This is a genomic window from Pseudoduganella buxea (assembly GCF_009720835.1).
Lineage (GTDB): Bacteria > Pseudomonadota > Gammaproteobacteria > Burkholderiales > Burkholderiaceae_D > Rugamonas > Rugamonas buxea.
The window spans coordinates 81,508-96,316 of the sequence record NZ_WNKZ01000008.1; the positions used below are offsets into that span (position 1 = coordinate 81,508).

Below are 14,809 nucleotides of genomic sequence, written 5' to 3' on the forward strand. Positions count from 1 at the left end.
GCGTTACGACGACTTCCGCACGCGCAGATACCACTCGCACAGCAGGCGGACCTGCTTGGCCGTGTAGCCTTTTTCCACCATGCGGGCGACAAAGTCCGCATGCTTGTTGGCGTCCTCGGCGCTGGCCTTGGCGTTAAACGAGATCACCGGCAACAGTTCTTCCGTATTCGAGAACATCTTCTTCTCGATCACGGTGCGGAATTTCTCGTAGCTGGTCCAGGCCGGATTCTTGCCGCCGTTGTTGGCGCGGGCACGCAGGCCGAAGTTGACGATCTCGTTGCGGAAATCCTTCGGATTGCTGATGCCGGCCGGCTTCTCGATCTTCTCCAGCTCGCTGTTCAGCGACTCGCGGTCGAAGCTCTCGCCCGTATCCGGATCGCGGTATTCCTGGTCCTGGATCCAGAAGTCGGCGAACGTGACGTAGCGGTCGAAGATGTTCTGGCCATACTCGGAATAGCTTTCCAGGTAGGCCGTCTGGATCTCCTTGCCGATGAAGTCGACATAGCGCTGCGCCAGGTGCTCCTTGATATACGAGAAGTACTTCTGTTCCGTCTCCGGCGGGAACTGCTCGCGTTCGACCTGCTGCTCCAGCACGTACAGCAGGTGCACGGGATTGGCGGCCACTTCGGTCGAATCGAAGTTGAACACCTTCGACAGGATCTTGAACGCGAAGCGGGTCGACAGGCCGTTCATGCCTTCGTCCACGCCGGCGTAGTCGACATACTCGTGGATCGACTTGGCCTTCGGGTCGGTGTCCTTCAGGTTCTCGCCATCGTAGACCAGCATCTTCGAGAAGATCGACGAGTTCTCCGGCTCCTTCAGGCGCGACAGGATGGCGAACTGCGACATCATGCGCAGGGTGCCGGGCGCGCACGGCGCTTCGGCCAGCGAGGAATTGCGCAGCAGCTTGTCGTAGATCTTGATCTCGTCGGACACGCGCAGGCAGTACGGTACCTTGACGATATAGATCCGGTCGAGGAAGGCCTCGTTGTTGCGGTTGTTGCGGAAGCTCTTCCACTCCGACTCGTTCGAGTGGGCCAGCACGATGCCGTCGAAGGGAATCGCGCCGAAGCCCTCGGTGCCCTTGTAGTTGCCTTCCTGCGTGGCCGTCAGCAGCGGGTGCAGCACCTTGATGGGCGCCTTGAACATCTCGACGAATTCCATCAGGCCCTGGTTGGCCAGGCACAGGCCGCCGGAATAGCTGTACGCGTCCGGGTCGTCCTGGGCATAGTCTTCCAGCTTGCGGATATCGACCTTGCCCACCAGCGAGGAGATGTCCTGGTTGTTCTCGTCGCCCGGTTCGGTCTTGCTGATGGCGACCTGCTTCAGGATCGACGGGTAGCGCTTGACGACGCGGAACTGGTTGATGTCGCCGTTGAACTCATGCAGGCGCTTGACGGCCCACGGGCTGGGAATGCTGCGCAGGTAGCGGCGCGGGATGCCGTAGTCCTCTTCCAGGATGACGCCGTCTTCCTGTTCGTTGAACAGGCCCAGCGGCGACTCGTTGACGGGCGAACCCTTGATGCAGTAGAACGGCACCAGCTCCATCAGCGACTTGAGTTTTTCCGCGATCGACGACTTGCCGCCGCCCACGGGTCCCAGCAGGTAAAGGATCTGCTTGCGCTCCTCCAGGCCTTGCGCCGCGTGGCGGAAGTAGGAGACCACCTGCTCGATCACTTCCTCCATGCCGTAGAACTCGCGGAAGGCGGGATAGATCTTGATGACCTTGTTGGCGAAGATGCGGGACAGCCTGGTGTCGTTGCGCGTATCGACCAGGGTCGGCTCACCGATGGCGGCCAGCATCCGTTCGGCCGCCGACGCGTACGTCAGGTGATCCTTCTTGCAAAGCTGAAGATATTCGGAAAGAGACATCTCTTCTTCCCGGGTGCGCTCGTACCGTGCTGCGTAGTTGTCAAAGATGGTCATATGCATGTCCTCTGATGTAAACCTACTCGTCACGGACCCTCGAAAAACCCGCTGCGGCAAGTCCGGTTCGCGTGCCCGCGGCATGACCGGTAAGCCATGCGCCTGCGCCGTTCGGCCGGCCCTGATGTCGCGCGCGACGGTTCTTCGAAGAGCCCTACTGTGGTCGGCAGTCGTCGCGTGTGGCTGCTGGCCTGATCCTGGGGTACAAAACTGCCTGAGTTATTCTTGTCGCCAGCTTCCGGGATGGGTACGGTGCGCGTACCGGGCTGGGTGTTGTTATTGGCCAGGCTGTGGGATGAAGCCCGGCGTGCGTGTGTGTACGTATAAACGCATCTTACGCTTGTGAAATTTATTATTGCTCTAATGGTGCAGGAAGTCAAAACATTATCCAGCATCGCCAGAACCCCTTCCAAGCGCTTGATCCTGAAGACAAAACATCCGCACGTTTGCTGCCGCCGAATGCCATCGACCATCGTGTTGCCAATTGCTTCATGCTTTACGCCACAGTAGCATGGTTGCCAAAGCCGTGCTGAACACCGCACAAACCGTGCGGCTGAGAGCCGGCGGATGCCGGGCCGCTGCTTGCGATAAGATGCGGGTAAATGCTCCCGAAGCGTTGCCATCTTGCTCCATAAAGGAAAAACAATGAACACCCAGTTACTTCATATCGTGCAGAACATGCCGAAGGCCGAACTGCATATCCATATCGAAGGTTCGCTCGAACCGGAACTGATTTTCGCGCTGGCCGAACGCAATGGCGTGGCCCTCGACTACCCCAACGTGGAAGCCCTGCGTGCCGCTTACGACTTCCACGACCTGCAATCGTTCCTCGATATTTATTATGCGGGCGCCAGCGTGCTGCTGAAGGAACAGGATTTCTACGACATGACGGCCGCCTACCTGGCCAAGGCCAAGGCAGACCACGTGCGCCACACGGAGATCTTCTTCGACCCGCAGACGCACACGGCGCGCGGCGTGCCCATCGGCGACGTCATCCACGGCATCCACCGCGCGTGCCAGGAAGGCCCCGTCAGCGCCACCCTGATCATGTGCTTCCTGCGCCACCTGTCGGAAGAAGATGCGCTGGCCACCCTGGACGCGGCGCTGCCGTACCGTGACCTGATCATCGGCGTCGGCCTGGATTCCTCGGAAGTGGGGCACCCGCCGGAAAAATTCGCCCGCGTGTTTGCCCGCTGCCGCGAGCTGGGCCTGCACCTGGTGGCCCACGCCGGCGAGGAAGGTCCGCCGGCCTATATCGAAACGGCGCTGGACGTGCTGAAGGTGGAACGCATCGACCATGGCGTGCGCTGCCTGGAAGACGCCGCGCTGACCCGCCGCGTGGCGGCCGAAGGCATCGCCCTGACCGTGTGCCCCCTGTCGAACATCAAGCTGCGCGTGTTCGACACGATGAAGGAACACAATCTGCTGCAACTGCTCGACGCCGGCCTGGTCGCCACCGTCAACTCGGACGATCCGGCGTATTTCGGCGGCTACCTGAACGAGAACTTCGTGGCCGCCTTCGAGTCGCTGCCGCTGGGCCTGCAGCACGCCCACCAGCTGGCCCGCAACAGCTTCACGGCCTCGTTCCTGGAGCCGGAGAAGAAGCAGCAGTTCCTCGATGAGGTGGATGCCTACTTCGCCGCCTTCAACGTCGTCTGACACGAGTCTGAACCGCCCATGTTCCTCCAAGCCCTGAGAATGACGGCGCGCGACTGGCGCGCCGGCCAGCTGCGTTTCCTGCTCGTCGCGCTGATCGTCGCGGTCGCCGCGCTGTCGGCGGCCGGCTTCTTCATCGACCGGCTGCGCGCGGGCCTGAACCGCGATGCCCACCAGCTGCTGGGGGCGGACATGGTGATCGCCAGCGACGCACCGATCCGTCCGGCCTGGCGCGAAGAGGCCAGCCGGCGCGGCCTGCTGCAGGCCGAGACGGCCGTTTTTCCCAGCATGGCGCAGGCGGGCGAGGGTGACAATGCCCAGTCGGTGCTGGCCTCGCTGAAAGCCGTCACGCCCGCCTACCCGCTGCGCGGCAGGGTCAAGGTCACGCTCGACGCCGGCCAGGCCGCCGACAGCATCGGCACGCCGGCCGCGCAGATTCCCGCGCCCGGCACCGTGTGGCTCGATGCGGCCCTGATGGGCGCGCTGAAGACGCAGGTGGGCGCGCCACTGCGCCTGGGCGACCGCACGTTCCGCATCGCCCAGCTGATCGCGGCCGAGCCGGATCGCGGCACGGGCTTCGTCAACTTCGCGCCCCGCGTCATGTTGCGCTTCGACGAACTGGCGTCGACGGGCCTGGTGCAGGTGGGCTCGCGCGTCACGTACCGCCTGCTGGTGGCGGGGCAGGGCAAGGCGGGCCAGGAAGCCGTGGATGGCTATGGCGACTGGCTGCGCGCGCAGATCAAGGCCGGCACGGCGCGCGGCGTGCGCATCGATTCGCTGCAGGACGGCCGTCCGGAAATGCGCTCGACCCTGGAACGGGCCGACCGCTTCCTGTCGCTCGTGGGCCTGCTGTCGGCACTGCTGGCGGCCGTGGCCGTGGCAATGGCGGCGCGCCGCTTCATGATGCGCCACCTGGATGCCTGCGCCATGCTGCGCTGCCTGGGCCTGACTCAGAACCAGGTGACGGTGCTGTACCTGACGGAATTCCTGCTGGTGGGCCTGGCCGGCAGCGTGCTGGGCGTGCTGGTGGGCTTTGCCAGCCACTACATCCTGCTGCAGATGCTGGGCAGCCTGGTGCCTGTGTCGCTGCCGGCCGCCACCTTCGCGCCCGCGCTGCAGGGCCTGGCCGTCGGCATGCTGCTGCTGGCCGGTTTTGCCTTGCCGCCCGTGCTGCAACTGCGCAATGTGCCGCACAACCGCGTGATCCGGCGCGAGCAGGGCGCGCCGCAGCCGATGGCGCTGGCCACCTATGGCCTGGGCCTGGGCGCCTTCGGCTTACTGCTGCTGTGGCAGGCCGGCGACCTGACCCTGGCCGCGTCGACGGCGCTGGGCTTCCTGGCCGCCTTCGGCCTGTTCGCGCTGGCCGGCTGGGTGGGTTTGCGGGTGCTCAAGCGCGTGCGCGGCAGCATCAATCACCAGGCGTGGCGTTTCGCCGTCACGTCGCTGCAGCGCCGTCCCGGCGCCACCATCGTGCAGGTGGTGTCGCTGGCGCTGGGCCTGATGGCGCTGCTGCTGCTGACGGTCGTGCGGGGCGACCTGATGAGCGCCTGGCGCAACGCCACGCCGCCCGATGCGCCGAACCATTTCGTCATCAATATCCAGCCGGACCAGAAGGACGAGATCGGCCAGCGCCTGAAGGCAGGCGGCGCGCTCGAGGCGCCCCTGTATCCGATGATCCGCGGCCGGCTGACGGCCGTCAACGGCAAGCCCGTCACCTCCGCCACCTACACGGACGAACGGGCACGCGGCCTGGCCGAACGGGAATTCAACCTGTCGACGATGGCCACCATGCCGGCGCAGAACGTCGTCGTGGCAGGCCGCTGGTACGAGGACAAGCCCGGCGTGGCCGAAGCCTCCGTCGAGGAAGGCCTTGCCAAGACCCTGAACCTGAAGCTGGGCGACAGCATGCGCTTCGATATCGCCGGCTCGCCGGTGGAAGCGAAGATCACGAGCTTGCGCAAACTCGAGTGGGGCTCGATGCGGGTCAACTTCTTCGTCATCATCAACCCGGCCGCCATGGCCGAGACACCGCAGACATGGATCACGGCCTTCCACCTGCCGAAGGCGGCGGCGGCGCTGGCCAATACCCTGTCGCGCGACTACCCGAACCTGACCGTGGTGGACGTGGGCGGCGTGCTGCGCCAGATCACGTCCGTGCTGGACCAGGTGATCCAGGCCGTCGAGTTCCTGTTCACGTTCACCCTGGCCTCCGGCGTGCTGGTGCTGTACGCGGCGCTGATGGGTTCGCAGGACGAGCGCACCCGCGAAGCGGGCCTGCTGCGCGCGCTGGGCGCCACGCGCCGGCAGTTGTCGCAGGCGCAGCTGATCGAGTTCCTGCTGGTGGGCGCGCTGGCGGGCCTGCTGGCAGCCACGGGTGCGGCTGCGATGGGCTGGGGCCTGGCCACGTACCAGTTCAAGTTCGAATGGATGTTCAGCCCCGTGGTGTGGCTGGCGGGCTTGGCGGCAGGCGCCCTGTGCGCCATCGCCGGCGGCTGGCTGGGCCTGCGCAACGTGCTGAACCAGCCGCCGCTGCAGACCCTGCGCGAAGCCTGACGGCAATGTTGCTGCAAAAATGGGGACAGCCCCCATTTTCTCGGCAACATTGCCCTGAAACAGGGGACTGTCCCCGGTTTATGCGGCCAGGTCGCAGGGTGGGTGCCGCGAGTTGAGGAACTCGCTGAACGGGTAGGCCGGGCTTTGCAGATGGTGGCCGGGGAATTCGAACAGGGCCCAGTAGTAGCGCTCGCGGCCCTGCAGCACCTGAGGCGCGCAGCAGTAGCGGTGCCACTGTTCTCCGGCCGCGTTGGAATACATGCCGTCGCCCGCCTCGGCCGGCGGGAAGAAGGGCAGCACGCGGCGCTCCTGCAAGGCCGTCAGCAGCGACTGGGGCGCTTCGTTGTCGCGCGCCACTTCGTACTGGGCGTGCATGCCCTGTTCCGTCTCGATCACCATCAGGGTGCCGCGGCCGTGCTTGTCGAAGAACAGGATGCCCGTCGGGCTCGAATGCAGGTAGTGCTCGACGAAGCCATGCTTCAGGTACAGCTCGCGCACGAGGCCCGCCATCGTATTGCAGCGCAGGAAGGAATAGTCGTGCAGGGCCAGCAGGTCGCGCAGGGTCTCGGCCTGGTCGACGAAGAAGGCCCGCTGCATGGCCAGGATTTCCAGCTCCAGCCGGTCCAGCGCATCGTCGTCGCTCTTGCGGATGAAGCGGTCGATCAGGCCTTCGTTGAAGGCGTTGACGGCAATCTTCTCGTCGGCCGCGCCCGTGAACAGGATCTTCTTGCACGGTAGATATTCGATGGCGCGGCAGAATTCCACCCCGTTCATCTGCGGCATCGAATAATCCACCACCAGCACGGAAGGAATCGTGAAGCGGTGCGGGCTGGCGCACAGGTCGTGGATGCGGCGCACGTCCACGGCCACGTTGGGCTGGTCCGGCGTCTGGTTCAGGATGTCGAAATTGACGTGCAGGGGCAGGTCGGCCCGCCGCGTGCTGGCCGTGAACCAGTCCAGCGCCATCGTCGTGTCATGGAAGGTCTTGCTCGGCAACATGGGGTCGAGCTGGAACGACAGGCTCTTCAGGAAGGAATCGCTGTCGTCGACCAGCACGGTGGTGGTGGGGTGGGCGAAAATCGGAAGTCTCATAAGTCACCTAGTCACCTGAAGTCACATTGGCGTGCCGGTTGGGGAATTCCAGCACGAAGATGGCATAACCGTTTTCCCGCGACACGCAGCGGATGTCGGCCTTCCAAGCATGCAGTATCTGGCGGCACAAGGCCAGCCCGACGCCGGTGCCGTTGTGTGCCGGATACGCGTAGAAACGCTGGAAGATAAAGGGCTGGCGCCGCGCCGCGATGCCGCAGGCCGTATCGATGAACAGCAGCCGGGGCGCCTTGCGGCGGCCGTCGACGACAATGCGCACACGCCCCTTGCCGGCCCGGTGGATGGCCTTCAGCGCATTGCGCAGCAGGTTCAGCAGCACCACTACCGTCAGTTCGTACTGCCCGGCAAAACTGAAATTGCCCCGCACCTCGACGGCCACGGCGTCGCGCTGGGCCGGGCTGGTAAATGGATAGCGCCGCAGCACGGCCTGCACCGCCTCGGCCATCGACACGGATTCCGTGGGGTCGAGCCGGCGCCGCACGGCATTCGCGCTCAGCAGGAACAAGTCGATCAGGTGGTTCATATGGCGCACTTCGTACTGGATGCGCGTCATGGCCTGGCGGATTTCCTCCGGCGCCGCGCTGCCCGCCGGCTCCGTCTGCAGCATGCGCGTCAGCCCGCGCACATTGGCATCCATGCTGGCCAGCGGCGTGCGCATCTCGTGGGCCACGGCGCCCAGGCCTTCGCCCATGCCGGCCAGCTTGTCCTGCTCCAATGCCGTGCGGCTGAAGCGGGCCACGCACAACAGCGCGATGATGGCCCAGTGCACCGGCAACTGCTGCAGGATGGGCTGGGTCAGGATGGTGGCGCCGCGCCCATGCAGGATGGCGCAGGCGCAGGCCAGCAAGGTGCCGGCGACATAGGCCCGCAATGCCAGCCGGGTCGGGAAGTGGCACAGCGCGACCATGATGACAGTCAGCCATTGCGCCCATGCGCCCGCGCCGCCGTTCATGATGAGCATGTAGGTGCCGAAGAAGGGCAACAGGAACGTGACGGCCAGCGGCACGTACCACTCGCAGTAGCGCTGTCCCATCCGCTCCGAGGCGATGCCGGCCGCGCCGACGGCCGTGCCGAGGGCGCGCAGGGCGGCGCTTTCATACGGCTGGGGAAACACCCACGTGAACAGCACGAAAAACAGCGGGTGCAGGATCAGGCCGAGCCAGCCCAGCACGAGCGCCTGCACCGCGGCGCGCTCGCCCGAGCGGTGGCGGCGGAGCTGGGCGGCGATGAAACCGCCGGCTTTGCGTTCGATACGGTCGTCGCGCATGAAGGGATTTACTCCTGACAAGCATCCATCTTCCACCCAAACTCGTCTGTCTTGATGGGTATCGGAATTTGGCTTGATCTACATCAAGCAGGCTGTGCAGGCTGGGTTATCATGTCGCGCATGACCGAAACTTCTCAATCTCGCACGCTTTATGACACCATCGGCGGCGAAACGACTTTGCGTGCCATGGTGGACCGCTTTTACGACCTGATGGAGCTGGAGCCGGAATTCGCCGGCATCCGCGCCATGCATCCGCCTGCCACGGACGGCTCCCGCGACAAGCTGTTCTGGTTCCTGACGGGCTGGATGGGCGGCCCCGACCTGTACCAGGAACAGTTCGGCCACCCGCGCCTGCGTGCCCGGCACCTGCCCTTCGCCGTCGGCACGAGCGAGCGCGACCAGTGGCTGCGCGCGATGGCCTGGGCCATGGAAGACGTCGGCATCGCCGAAGACCTGCGGCTGCGGCTGCTGCAGTCCTTCTACCAGACGGCCGACTGGATGCGCAACAAGCCTGAATAGTTGCTTCAGGATTAGTTGCTCAAAAAATGGGGTCTGTCCCCATTTTTACAGCAACATTTCCACGACCGCAATTCTGGAATGCTGTATATTTACACAGTATTCACGAACATGACGGATGATGGAACTTCATATCTTGCTGGGCCTGGCCCTGTTGATCGTTGCCTTGCAGGTGGCGATGTTGCTGCGTCCCCGCGCCGGGGGCGATATCGGCGAACGGCTGGACCGGGTCGAGCGCGAAGTGCGCTTGCAGCTGCAGGCCACGGCCCAGGCGCAGCGCCAGGAAATGGCCCACACCCTGGGCCAGAGCCATGCCGCCACCGTGCAGCAGCTCGACGGCATGCGCCGACAGATCGAGGTGCTGACGGAATCGAACGCGCGCCGCATGGCCGAAGTGCGCATGACGCTGGAAACCCGCATCCGCGACCTGCAGACCGATAACGGCGCGCGGCTGGAGGAAATGCGCCAGACGGTCGACGAAAAACTGCACGCCACCCTGGAATCGCGCCTGACCGAATCGTTCAAGCAGGTCTCGGACCGGCTGGAGCGCGTGCATCAGGGCCTGGGCGAAATGCAGCAGCTGGCGCTGGGCGTGGGGGACCTGAAACGGGTGCTGACGAACGTCAAGACGCGCGGTACCTGGGGCGAAGTGCAGCTGGAAATGCTGCTCGAACAGGTGCTGACGCCGGACCAGTATGCGAAGAACGTGGAAACCGTGGCGGGCACCAACGCGCGGGTGGAATTCGCCCTGAAGCTGCCGGGCCAGAAGGACGGCGGCCCGCCCGTGTGGATGCCGATCGACGCCAAGTTCCCCAAGGAGCAATACGAGCGCCTGCTGGAAGCGGCGGAACGGGCCGACGCGGAAGGCGTGGCCACGGCCGGCCGCGAGCTGGAACGGGCCGTGCGGGGCGAAGCGAAAACCATTGCGGAAAAATATGTGTGCCCGCCGCAGACGACGGACTTCGCCATCCTGTTCCTGCCCACCGAAGGGCTGTATGCGGAAGTGATGCGCCGTCCCGGCTTGGCCGACGAACTCCAGCGCGTCAACCGCATCAGCATCGCCGGGCCGTCGACCCTGTCGGCCCTGCTGAACAGCCTGCAGATGGGATTCCGCACCCTCGCGCTGGAAAAACGCTCGTCGGAAGTGTGGCAGGTGCTGGGCGCCGTCAAGACGGAATTCGGCAAGTTCGGCGACGTGCTGTCCGCCACGAAGATGACCCTGGAGCGGGCCGCCAAGAATATCGAGAACGCGGAAGTGCGCAGCCGGCAGATGGCGCGCAAGCTCAAGTCGGTGGAAGCGCTGCCTTCCGAGGCGGCGCAGATACTGCTGGGCCCCGAGCTGGAAGGGGCCGATACCGACAGCTGAGCCTGTGTCCACCAAGGTGGACACGAGCAGAACGATGCAGCAGCGCCAGCCCGGCTACACCAGCCCCTCGAACAGCAGCACGTCGACCAGGTCGCCGGCGGCGACGTTGCCCTGGTGGTCCGGCAGCACCACCATGCAGTTGGCCTCGGCCATCGAGCGCAGGATGCCGGAACCCTGGGCGCCCGTGATGCGCACTTCGCGCGTGCCGTCGGCGGCCACCGTCAGGATGCCGCGCTGGTATTCCGTGCGGCCCGGTTTCTTGCGGATGGGCGCGAACGAGCGGGCCTGCACGAGCAGGTCGTCGCTTTGCCGGGCGCCCATCATGCGCAGCAGCGCGTGGCGGGCGAAGAAGTAGAAGGTCACCATGACGGCGACGGGGTTGCCAGGCAGGCCGAACAGGAAGGCACTGTGGCCGTTCGAGCGGATCTTGCCGAAGGCCATGGGGCGGCCGGGGCGCATGCCGATGGTCCAGAACGTCACGTCGCCCAGCGTCGCCATGATCTGCTTGGTGTAATCGGCTGCGCCGACGGAGACGCCGCCGGAGGTGATGATGGCGTCCGCGCTTTCGCACGCATCGCGCAGTGCAGCTTCCAGCGCGGCCGGGTCGTCCTTGACGATGCCCATGTCGACGATGTCCACGCCCAGGCGCGTCAGCATGCCGTGCAGGGTGTAGCGGTTGCTGTCGTAGACGCAGCCCTGGTCCAGCGGTTCGCCGATCGAGCGCAGTTCGTCGCCGGTGGAGAAGAAGGCCACCCGCAGGCGCCGCCGCACGGGCACTTCGGCAATGCCCAGCGAGGCGAGCAGGCCCAGGTCGGCCGGGCGGACGATCTTGCCCGCCTGCAGGGCCGGGCTGCCTTCCAGCAGGTCCTCACCCTTGAAGCGGCGGTTGTCGCCCGTGCGCACCGAGCGCGGCGCCACCGTGACGCTGTCGTCCGTGATGCCGGCAGCGATTTCCTGCGGCAGCACCGTGTCGCAGCCGGCCGGCATCACGCCCCCCGTCATGATGCGCACGCACTGGCCGGGGCCGGGCACGATGGTCGACGGCCGCCCCGCATAGACCGTGCCGATGACGGCCAAGGTGGTGGGGTGCTCGCCGTCCAGGGCGTCGCCGGCGAAGGCAAAGCCGTCCATGGCCGAATTGTCGTGCGCGGGCACGCTGATGGGCGAGACGATGTCGGCCGCCAGCACCCGCCCCAGCGCGGCACGCAGCGCCAGTTTTTCCACGGCCCGCACTGGCTGGATGAATTCGCGGATGATGTGCTGGGCCTGGCTGACGGGCACGGCATGGGGGTCGTAGCCGGACAGGCAGCCGACCACGTCCTGCAAGGTGGGCTCGCCGTGGACCACCTCTTCCTGCTGCAGCTCGGCCAGCGTATTGATATTGCGGAAGGCGGCGGCATCGTTGAACAGCACTTCGGCCACTTTGATGGCCTTGTGCCAGCCGTCCATGCGGCGCCCGCCGCCGGCCAGGTAGGCATCCAGGTGGGGCAGGGCGCTGCGCCGCACGAGGCAGAACACGGGATGGGGCTGCTTGTGGGCCGCCCCGGCGTCGTCCGCCTCCATCGTCACGGCCAGCGCCAGGTCCGCTTCCTGGGCCAGCAGCGCTTCGCGCAGGCGTTGCACCAGGTCCTGCGGCAGGAACGGCGAATCGCACGGGGCCGTGACCATCAGCTCGGTCGAGCAGTGGCGCAGACCCGTCTGCAAGCCGGCCAGCGGGCCTTCGAAGCCGGTCAGCTCGTCCGGCAGCACGGGCGCGCCCAGCGCCCCGTAGGCTTCCAGGTTGCGGTTGGCATTGATCGTCACGCCCGCCACCTGCGGCGCCAGCCGGCGCAGCACGTGGGCCGCCATGGTGGTGCCCCGGAACGGTTGCAGGCCCTTGTCCACGCGACCCATCCGGGTGCCGCGTCCGCCAGCCAGGATCAGGCCCGATACGTCGTCATACGCAATGCTGCTGGTCAAATCACCCTCCAATATAAGACATCTCGACCCGGCGCTCGCCGGCGCGCGCCAGGCCGTCGGTATTGACGGTGCGCAGTTCCGAGTAGCGGTCGCTCCGGCCTTGCCAGATGGCGGCGATGGCGCCGGACAGTTCCGCATCGTTGTGCCCGGCCCGCAGCAGCGCGCGCAGGTCGTGGCCACGGGTGGCGAACAGACACGTGTACAGCTTGCCTTCGGTGGACAGCCGGGCCCGCGAGCAGTCCTTGCAGAAGGCCTGCGTGACGCTGGAAATGGCGCCGATCTCGCCGCCGCCGTCCACATAGCGCCAGCGCGCCGCCGTCTCGCCCGTGTAGTTCGGATCGACGGGCACCAGCGGCAATTCCGCGCCGATGCGGCGCACGATCTCGGCCGACGGAATCACGTCCTGCATGTTCCAGCCGTTCGAGGCGCCCACGTCCATGAATTCGATGAAGCGCAGGATATGGGGCGTGCCCTTGAAATGGCGCGCCATCGGCAGGATTTCCTGTTCGTTGGTACCGGCCTTGACGACCATATTGACCTTGATCGGCCCCAGCCCCACGGCATGGGCTGTGTCGATACCGTGCAGCACGTCGGCGACGGCGAAGTCGACGTCGTTCATGGCGCGGAAGGTCGCGTCGTCCATCGCGTCGAGCGACACCGTTACCCGGTTCAGGCCGGCATCCTTCAAGGACTGGGCCTTGCGTGCCAGCAGCGAGCCGTTGGTCGTCAAGGTCAGGTCGAGGGGCTTGCCGTGCACCGTGCGCAGCTCGGCCAGCATGGCAATGAGTTTTTCGATATTCTTGCGCAGCAGCGGCTCGCCCCCCGTCAGCCGGATCTTCTCGACACCGTGGGCGACGAACTGGCGCGCGATGCGGGTAATTTCCTCGAAGGTCAGCAGCGACGAGTGCGGCAGGTACTGGTAATCCTTGTCGAACACATCCTTCGGCATGCAGTAGACGCAGCGGAAGTTGCAGCGGTCCGTGATGGAAATGCGCAGGTCGTGCAGGGGCCGGGCCAGCCCGTCGCGCAGCTCGCCCGTCGCGGGCACCAGGGTGGCGGGGATGAGCGGCGGGCGCGAACGCCCGTCGGACAGGATGATGATCTTTTCAGTCATGACGCTTGCTGCAGTATTTGAGTGGTTCCACCCGGATAAGATAGCACGAGGCCCGCGATTGCACAGCCCAGCAGCAGCTTGACCGTGCCGACCTCATAGCGCAGCAAGGCCACGGCGGCCGCCACGGCGATGGCAACGGCCGGCCACTGCACGCTGCCCGCCGCGAACAACACATGGGATGCGAGGAACACGGCCAGGCTGGCGATGACACCGACGACGGCGGCCGAAATCGCCGTCAGCGGTGCCGTCAGCCGGATATTGCCACGCGTCGCCTCCACCAGCGGGCCGCCGGCCAGGATGAACACGAACGACGGCAGGAAGGTGAACCACGCCGCCACGCAGGCGCCGGCAATGCCGGACAGCAACGCGCTGCCCGCCATCTGCTGGGCCCAGCCGCCCACGAAGCCGATAAAGGCCACGATCATGATCAGGGGGCCGGGTGTCGTTTCGCCCAGCGCCAGGCCGTCGATCATCTGCGCGGGCGTGAGCCAGCCGAACTGGTGGACGGCGCCATCGACGACGTAGGGCAGCACGGCATAGGCGCCGCCGAAGGTCAGCAGCGCCATCTTGGTGAAGAACCAGCCCATGCTGGCCAGCGGGCCGTCGGTGCCGGTGGCTGCCGCCAGCAGGGCCCAGCTGGCGGCCACGGCCAGCACACCGACGGCGGCGCCCGCCAGCAGCCGGCGCCGGCTGAAGCGGGCGTGCCCGGGTGTCGGCGTGTCGTCGTCGATCAGGGCCGGGCCGTGATGCTGGGCCGTGGCCGGCGGGGCCTTGACGGTAAACTGATGGGGCGTGAAGCGCCCGCCCAGCCAGCCGATGAGGCCTGCCCCCAGCACCAGCAGGGGAAACGGCAGGCCCAGCAGGATGGCCGCGAAGCCGGCCGCGGCAATGCCGGCCAGCAGGCCGTTGCGCAGGGTGCGTCGGCCGATGCGCCAGGCCGCTGCCAGCACGATGGCGACGACGGCCGGCTTCAGCCCGTACAGCAGGGCGGCAATGACGGGCAGGTGGCCGTAGGCCATGTAGACCCAGCCCAGCCCTGTCAGCAGCAGCAAGGAAGGCAGCAGGAACAGCAGGCCGGCAACGATGCCGCCCCACGTACGGTGCAGCAGCCAGCCGATGTAGATGGCCAGCTGGGTCGCCTCCGGCCCCGGCAGCAGCATGCAGTAGTTCAGCGCGTGCAGGAAGCGCCGCTCGGAAATCCAGCGGCGCCGCTCGACCAGCTCGGCATGCATCATGGCGATCTGGCCGGCCGGGCCGCCGAAGCTGATGAAGCCCAGTTTCAGCCAGTAGCGCAGGGCCGTTGCCAGGGGAATGGATGGGGCAGGGGACATGAGCGATTCGT

Annotated in this window: 10 protein-coding genes; 4 read left to right on the forward strand and 6 right to left on the reverse strand. The window is 66.0% G+C overall.

Going from position 1 to position 14,809, the window contains the following annotated elements; genetic code table 11:
- Positions 1 to 3: 3 nt before the first annotated feature.
- Positions 4 to 1,926 (reverse strand): PrkA family serine protein kinase, encoded by a 1,923-nt coding sequence (locus tag GM672_RS05125; RefSeq protein ID WP_155469443.1) that lies wholly within the window; start codon positions 1,924 to 1,926, stop codon positions 4 to 6.
- A gap of 645 nt (positions 1,927 to 2,571) precedes the next feature.
- On the opposite strand from GM672_RS05125, the gene GM672_RS05130 reads away from it, so the two are divergent.
- Together GM672_RS05130 and GM672_RS05135 are read left to right on the forward strand one after the other, a co-directional pair.
- Positions 2,572 to 3,585, forward strand: a complete 1,014-nt coding sequence (locus GM672_RS05130) for an adenosine deaminase (protein ID WP_155469444.1) — start codon at positions 2,572 to 2,574, stop codon at positions 3,583 to 3,585.
- An 18-nt stretch (positions 3,586 to 3,603) separates the two neighbouring features.
- Positions 3,604 to 6,135, forward strand: a complete 2,532-nt coding sequence (locus tag GM672_RS05135; RefSeq protein ID WP_155469445.1) for an ABC transporter permease — start codon at positions 3,604 to 3,606, stop codon at positions 6,133 to 6,135.
- 78 nt (positions 6,136 to 6,213) lie between these two features.
- Here the strand turns inward: GM672_RS05135 and GM672_RS05140 are convergent, their stop codons facing one another.
- Complete coding sequence (locus GM672_RS05140; RefSeq protein WP_155469446.1) at positions 6,214 to 7,227, reverse strand: response regulator; 1,014 nt, start codon at positions 7,225 to 7,227, stop codon at positions 6,214 to 6,216.
- A 7-nt stretch (positions 7,228 to 7,234) separates the two neighbouring features.
- Positions 7,235 to 8,512 carry a sensor histidine kinase gene (locus tag GM672_RS05145; protein WP_155469447.1) on the reverse strand — a complete coding sequence of 426 codons (1,278 nt, stop codon included), beginning with the start codon at positions 8,510 to 8,512 and terminating at the stop codon, positions 7,235 to 7,237.
- A 120-nt stretch (positions 8,513 to 8,632) separates the two neighbouring features.
- On the opposite strand from GM672_RS05145, the gene GM672_RS05150 reads away from it, so the two are divergent.
- Positions 8,633 to 9,031: a group II truncated hemoglobin gene (locus tag GM672_RS05150; RefSeq protein WP_155469448.1), complete on the forward strand. Its 399-nt coding sequence runs from the start codon at positions 8,633 to 8,635 to the stop codon at positions 9,029 to 9,031.
- 118 nt (positions 9,032 to 9,149) lie between these two features.
- Complete coding sequence (locus GM672_RS05155; RefSeq protein ID WP_371867032.1) at positions 9,150 to 10,394, forward strand: DNA recombination protein RmuC; 1,245 nt, start codon at positions 9,150 to 9,152, stop codon at positions 10,392 to 10,394.
- A 54-nt stretch (positions 10,395 to 10,448) separates the two neighbouring features.
- Here GM672_RS05155 and moeA read toward each other — a convergent pair whose 3' ends face one another.
- Genes moeA through chrA form a run of 3 tightly spaced genes read right to left on the reverse strand, consistent with a single transcriptional unit; the run spans position 10,449 to position 14,798 of the window.
- Positions 10,449 to 12,353 carry a molybdopterin molybdotransferase MoeA gene (moeA, locus tag GM672_RS05160; protein WP_260098580.1) on the reverse strand — a complete coding sequence of 635 codons (1,905 nt, stop codon included), beginning with the start codon at positions 12,351 to 12,353 and terminating at the stop codon, positions 10,449 to 10,451.
- A 1-nt stretch (position 12,354) separates the two neighbouring features.
- Complete coding sequence (moaA, locus tag GM672_RS05165; protein ID WP_155469450.1) at positions 12,355 to 13,467, reverse strand: GTP 3',8-cyclase MoaA; 1,113 nt, start codon at positions 13,465 to 13,467, stop codon at positions 12,355 to 12,357.
- Positions 13,464 to 14,798, reverse strand: coding sequence for a chromate efflux transporter (gene chrA / locus GM672_RS05170; protein ID WP_155469451.1), 1,335 nt, complete (start codon positions 14,796 to 14,798; stop codon positions 13,464 to 13,466). The genes moaA and chrA overlap by 4 nt, the downstream gene beginning before the upstream one ends.
- Between the last annotated feature and the right edge of the window lie 11 nt (positions 14,799 to 14,809).